Source organism: Brevundimonas sp. CURTG3B2_SDJG (genome assembly GCF_057364705.1).
Window position 1 is genome coordinate 1 of the sequence record NZ_JBNFOJ010000231.1, and the last position, 4,366, is coordinate 4,366.

Annotated in this window: 3 protein-coding genes; 2 read left to right on the forward strand and 1 reads right to left on the reverse strand. The window is 71.7% G+C overall.

Annotation, left to right across the window (positions count from 1 at the left end; translation table 11 throughout):
* The first annotated feature begins 90 nt into the window (after window positions 1-90).
* Both glpK and AC2W7C_RS13875 read left to right on the forward strand, forming a co-directional pair.
* Window positions 91-1,584, forward strand: a complete 1,494-nt coding sequence (gene glpK, locus AC2W7C_RS13870; RefSeq protein ID WP_486001962.1) for a glycerol kinase GlpK — start codon at window positions 91-93, stop codon at window positions 1,582-1,584.
* Complete coding sequence (locus AC2W7C_RS13875) at window positions 1,581-2,675, forward strand: phosphotransferase family protein (protein ID WP_486001963.1); 1,095 nt, start codon at window positions 1,581-1,583, stop codon at window positions 2,673-2,675. Before glpK ends, AC2W7C_RS13875 begins: the two co-directional genes overlap by 4 nt.
* A 79-nt stretch (window positions 2,676-2,754) precedes the next feature.
* Here the strand turns inward: AC2W7C_RS13875 and AC2W7C_RS13880 are convergent.
* Window positions 2,755-4,366 (reverse strand): CHAT domain-containing protein (locus AC2W7C_RS13880; protein ID WP_486001964.1); only part of this gene is annotated, 1,612 nt, incomplete at its 5' end.

Sequence of the window (4,366 nt, forward strand, 5' to 3'; positions counted from 1 at the left end):
GCCGGGACCGCGCTCGCTTTTGACGCCCCTCCACCATGCTTCGCATGGTCCCCCTCCCCCGATGGGGGAGGAATGCTCTAACCTTTCGGCATGACCCAGCTGATCCTCGCCATCGACCAGGGCACCACCTCGACCCGCGCCGTCGCCTTCGAACCCGCGCCCGAGGGCGGCCTGCGCCCTGTCGCCGTCAGCCAGATCGAGCTTCAGCAGCATTTCCCCCGACCCGGTTGGGTCGAGCATGACGCCGCCGAGATCTGGGCGGCGACGCTGCAGACCTGCCGCGAGGTGGTGAAGAAGGCCGGCGGCGTCGGCCGCTTCGCCGCCGTCGGCATCACCAACCAGCGCGAGACCTCGGTGATGTGGGACGCCGTCACCGGCGAACCGCTGCACCACGCCGTCGTCTGGCAGGACCGACGCACGGCGGATGTCACCGGTCGCCTGGCCGCCGACGGGCACGAGGCGATGGTGCAGGACGCGACGGGCCTGATCCTGGATCCCTACTTCTCGGCCTCGAAATTCGCCTGGCTGCTGGACGCCGTCCCCGGCGCCCGCGCCAGGGCGGAACAGGGCGAGGTCAAGCTGGGCACCATCGAGTGCTGGCTGATCTGGAAGCTGACCGGCGGCGCCAGCCACGTCACCGACGCGACCAACGCCAGCCGCACCTCGCTGATGGACCTGCAGACCCTGGCCTGGCGGCCCGACCTGGCCGAGCTTTTCAACGTCCCGCTGGCGGGACTTCCGGAAATCAGGAGGTGCGCCGACCCTCTCGGCGATTGCGAGCCCTCGCTGCTGGGCGCGGCCCTGCCGATCCACGGCGCGGCGGGGGATCAGCAGGCCGCGCTGGTGGGACATGGCGCGCTGAAAGCCGGGGACGCCAAGATCACCTATGGCACCGGGGCCTTCCTGGTCGCCAACGTCGGCGCCCGTCCCGTGGCGTCCGCCAGCCGCCTTCTCGGCACGCTCGGCTATGCGGCGGACGGGGCGACGGCCTATGCGCTTGAAGGCTCCATCTTCTCCGCAGGCTCGGCGATCCAGTGGCTGCGGGACGGACTGAAGGTGATCACCGACTCGCGCCAGTCCGAGGCCCTCGCCCAGGGCCTGAAGGACAATGGCGGCGTCTATCTGGTCCCCGGTTTCACCGGTCTGGGCGCGCCCTGGTGGGAGCCCGAGGCGCGCGGAACGGTCGTCGGCCTGACCCGTGACAGCGGTCCGGCCCACATGGTCCGGGCGGCGCTGGAATCGCTCGCCTACCAGACGCGTGACCTGCTGGACGCCCTCGCGGCGGACGGCGCGCCCAGGCTGAAGGTGCTGAAGGTCGATGGCGGCGTCACCGCCAACGGCTTCGCCATGCAGTTCGTCGCCGACATCTGCGAGGTCGTGGTGGAGCGGCCAGCCTTCCAGGAGATGACGGCGCTCGGCGCGGCCAAGCTGGCGGCGCTCGGGGTCGGTCTGATCGGCGATCTGGAGGACCATCCGATCGAGGCCCCGGCGCGTTGGGAGCCTCGCATGGCCGCCGCCGACCGGGACCGCCTGTTGAAGGGCTGGCGCGCCGCCGTGAAGGCCGCCATCATCGCGGCGCAATGAGCCAGACGATCTCTTCCGACGCCGCCCACGGCGACGCCCAGGCGACCTTCTCGGGCACGCGCGAGGTCGATCCCCGCTACGCCCTGGACGAGGTTGCGCTGGACGCCTGGCTGCGGGCGAACGTCGACGGCTACGCCGGCCCGCTCACGGTGCGCCAGTTCAAGGGCGGCCAGTCCAACCCGACCTACGAGCTGTCGACGCCCGGCCGGACCTACGTCCTGCGCCGAAAGCCGCCGGGGACCCTGCTGCCCAGCGCCCACGCCGTGGACCGCGAGTTCACCGTCATCTCGGCGCTGCACGCCCAAGGGTACCCCGTCGCCCGCCCTTGGGCCCTCTGCGCGGACGAGGCCGTCATCGGCTCGATGTTCTACGTCATGGACAAGGTCGAGGGCCGGGTCCTGTGGGACCTTAAGCTGCCCGGCCTGACGCCGCCCGAACGCCGCGCGATCTACGACGCCCAGGTCGACGCCCTGGCGGCGCTTCATCGGTTCGATCCTGTCTCCATCGGCCTTTCGGACTACGGCCGCCCCGGCAACTATTTCGAGCGCCAGGTGGGGCGCTGGACCAAGCAGTACCGGGCCTCCGAGATCGATCCCATCCCTTCCATGGACCGGCTGATCGAGTTCCTGCCCGCGACCTTGCCGCCTGAGGGTCCGACGCGGATCGTCCACGGAGACTTCCGCCTGGACAATCTGATCCTCGCCCCGGACCGCCCCGAGGTGCGGGCGGTGCTGGACTGGGAGTTGTCCACCCTGGGCGACCCCATGGCCGACTTCTCCTACCTCCTGATCGCCTGGGTCATCCCGGCCACCCAGCGCAACGGCCTGGCCGGGGCCGACATCGAGGCCCTGGGCATTCCCTCGGTGCAGGAGACCGTGGTCCGATACGCCGAACAGACCGGCGGGACGGCTCCGGAGAACCTGGACTGGCTGTTCGCCTACAACCTGTTCCGCCTGGCGGCCATCTGTCAGGGCATCGCCGGCCGGGTCCGCGACGGCACGGCCGCCAGCGCCCACGCCCGCTCCATGGCCGCCCAGGTCCCCCTGCTGGCCGCCGGCGCGCTCAGCTTCGCGAAGAAGGCGGGGGCCTGAAAGAAGGGATCAGATTCTAGGGCAAGAGAACGCCCCAGGCCCGAGCTCACACTCCTCCCTAACACCTAGAACCTAGAACCTATCCAGGCTCGCCCACCAGGGTGAAGGCGGCCCAATAGGCCGGATGGCTCCACCGACGCTCGGCGCGGACGGCGCGCATCCCGGCCTGCAGCGCGCGGGCGCGGACGCCCGGATCACCGGCCTTGCGCGCATCCAGATCGGCGAAGGTGGCGGTGATCAACGTGGTGGTGGCCGCATCCGACACCTCCCAGTGCGACACCATCATCGAGCGCGCGCCGGCGTAGAAGAAGGCTCGGGCCAGTCCCGACAGCCCCTCCCCGCCCGGCCGCCCGTCGGAGGCGGCGGTGTTGCAGGCGGACAGGACGACGAACTCGGCGTTCAGGCGCAGTTGCGCGGCCTCCGAGGCGCTCAGATAGCCGTCGTCCGCCTCGGTCGCCTCGTCCGGGGGGGTCAGCACCAAGCCCGGTTCGGCCGCCGCCGATCCCGCCATCAGGCCATGGGTGGAGAAGACCACGAAGCGCGCCCGCGACAGCGCGGCGGCGTCCTGGGCGCGGACCGACCGCTCGGTGGCGTCCGCCCCCATGCGGACCAGTGCGCCGGGGTAGCGGACCTTCAGCGCCTCCAGCTCGACGCGTGATCCACGCAGGTACGGCAAGGCCTTCAGCTTGGCGACGTCGGCCAGGCGGCCCTCGCCCATGACGGCGTCCGCGGAGGGCGCGCCGCGGGCGGCGGCGTCTGGCGCTCCGGTCAGCACCGGCGCGCCGAACGCGGCCAGCGTCAGGCGCTCGCTGTCTCCCGTCCTGCGTGAGGCCGCCATGGCCGTCGTCGCCGGACACCCCGGACTGCGCTGGGCCGGATCCGCGACCAGATGGCAGCGCAGGGCCTTCAGGCTGGACACCGCCGGCAGGGTGGCGAGGGCGTAGCGGTCGATCAGCCAGGACGTCTCCGCCAAGGCGTCGGGCTCGGCGTCCGAACCCGTCGGAGGCGCTGTCGACAGGACCGCCAGCGGCAGGGTCGCCAGGGCGCCGGTGACGACGGTGATCAGGGTGGTCTTGCCCTCGAACACGCTTTCGACCGGACGGACGATCTCGGAATACAGCCGATAGGATTCCGCGCGGTCGAACGTCGGCGCGGGACGGCCCGCGAACACGGTTGGATCCACCTCCGGCGCGCCGCGGGCGGCCGTCGCGGTCAAGGAGGCGCGAAGGCGGTTCACCGCCTCGGTCATCTCCGTCTCGCCCAGCGTCTCGGATCGGGCCCAGGCGATATGGTCGCGGCTGACCCCCCAGACGTAGGTCGCCTCGGGATTGACCAGGACCAGGAGAAGGCCCTCGTCCGGACGCAGCAGGCCTTGCGTCTCGGCGACGGACAGCGCGCGCGGGCTGGTCAGCTCGGACCAGGCGGGGAAACGGGTCTCGATCTCGGCGTCGACGGCGCGCAGGCGGGCGTCGGCCGCCTCCCAGGCCTCCCGGGCCCGCGACCGTCCCTCAAGGTTCGCCGGCGCGTCGGACGCATAGTAGCGCTCCAGTTCGCGCTCCATCCGATCGCGCACGACGATCAGGCCCTCGCGCTCCTCGGCCAGGCGGCCCAGGGCGTCGTCGCCTTGCGCGAAACGGGCCGACACCCGGGCCAGGGCGTCGGCGGCGTCCGAGGCGATCGCCCATTGCGCG